Origin of the sequence: Tenacibaculum sp. L6 (genome assembly GCF_028823685.1) — a bacterium.
GTDB lineage: Bacteria > Bacteroidota > Bacteroidia > Flavobacteriales > Flavobacteriaceae > Polaribacter.
Map to the genome: position 1 here is coordinate 1 of NZ_JAPEHZ010000131.1, position 1626 is coordinate 1626.

Annotated in this window: 1 protein-coding gene; it reads left to right on the forward strand. The window is 30.9% G+C overall.

All coding sequences use genetic code 11. The features are described from left to right. Positions 1 to 249: 249 nt before the first annotated feature. Positions 250 to 1533: an acetyl-CoA hydrolase/transferase family protein gene (locus OU788_RS12250; protein ID WP_274635427.1), complete on the forward strand. Its 1284-nt coding sequence runs from the start codon at positions 250 to 252 to the stop codon at positions 1531 to 1533. Positions 1534 to 1626: the final 93 nt, after the last annotated feature.

The following is a 1626-nucleotide window of genomic DNA, read 5'->3' on the forward strand; positions in this document are numbered from 1 at the left end:
GGTCGTTGCCTTTCTTTAACAAACCTCAATCTTTTACTAGATTGAGGTTTTTTTTTGCCTTTTTTTAGAATATTATAGCATATCCGTAATAGAAAATTCTATTAAAGGTAACTTTAGAATAGCTATGAAAGTAAGTCCTAATAAGAACCTATAAAATAAGTTTTTGCTTAAAAATAAATTTATGTATGATTTTTGTCATTCATTTAACTTAATTATATATGGATCTTTGTATTTTAAAACTAAAAATTCATGGCAAACAAATTGAGTATGGTTACTGTTGAAGAAGCGGTAGCATCTGTACAATCAAATAATAAAATCTTTTTTCAAGGAGCAGCAATGACTCCTAATTTATTAATAGATAGTTTATGTAATCGTTATCAAGAGCTATCAAATGTAGAAATCATTCAAATACATACGCATGGTAATGCTAAGTATTTAGAAGAGCCTTATAGTAAGTCTTTTAAGCTTATAAGTTGCTTTGTAGGCGATAATGTAAGAAAAGGAGTAAATACGAATAATGGAGATTATATTCCTATCTTTTTAAGCGAAATTCATTGGTTATTTCGTCGTAATATTTACGAGTTAGATGTAGCTTTTATTCAGGTTTCTCCGCCAGATAAGCACGGTTATTGTTCGTTAGGTACATCAGTTGATATTACATTACCTGCTATTCAAACTGCTAAAAAAGTAATTGCTTTGGTAAATCCGAATGTACCTAGAACTCATGGAGACGGAATTATTCATGTAAGAAATATAGATTATGCTGTTGAAGTAAATACACCAATACACGAATCAGTTTCAGGAATTCCTTCTGAAATAGAAATTAAAATAGGAGAAAATGTAGCAGGATTGATTGAAGATGGTGCTACGTTACAAATGGGAATTGGAAATATACCAAATGCAGTATTGCATAACTTAACCAATCATCAACGTTTAGGAATTCACACCGAAATGTTTTCTGATGGAGTATTACCATTAATAGAAAGAGGTGTAATTACTGGTGAAGAAAAAGAAATTAAAACAGGAAAGATAGTAACTTGTTTTGCTGTAGGATCACAAAAATTATACGATTTTATAGACGACAATCCTTTAGTACACTTTAAAGAAGCTGGTTATACAAATGATACTTCTATTATTAAGAAAAACCCTAAAGTAACTGCTATAAACAGTGCAATTGAAATAGATTTAACAGGACAAGTTTGTGCCGATACAATTGGGCAATACCAATATTCTGGAGTTGGTGGTCAAATGGATTTTATCAGAGGGGCTTCTTTGTCAAAAGGAGGAAAGGCTATTATAGCAATGCCTTCTATTACTAACAAAGGAGTTTCTAAAATCACACCATTTTTAAAAGAAGGAGCAAGTGTAACTACTACGAGAGCGCATGTGCATTATGTTGCTACAGAATACGGAGTTGTTAACTTGTTTGGAAAAAGTTTAAAGGAAAGAGCAAAAGCACTAATTTCTATAGCGCATCCTAATTTTAGAGAGGAGTTAGAAAGAGAAGCTTTTAGCCGATTTAAAAAGCTATAAAAAAGGGAGTGTTTAAATACTCCCCTTTTTTTATAATAATGTCTCGTCCTGAAATAAGTTTACACAATTTAGACTTATTTTATGAAAAGCAAT

Bases quoted from the DNA above. Each gene is read 5' to 3' on its own strand.
- OU788_RS12250 (WP_274635427.1), top strand. From the start codon at position 250: ATGGCAAACAAATTGAGTATGGTTACTGTTGAAGAAGCGGTAGCATCT.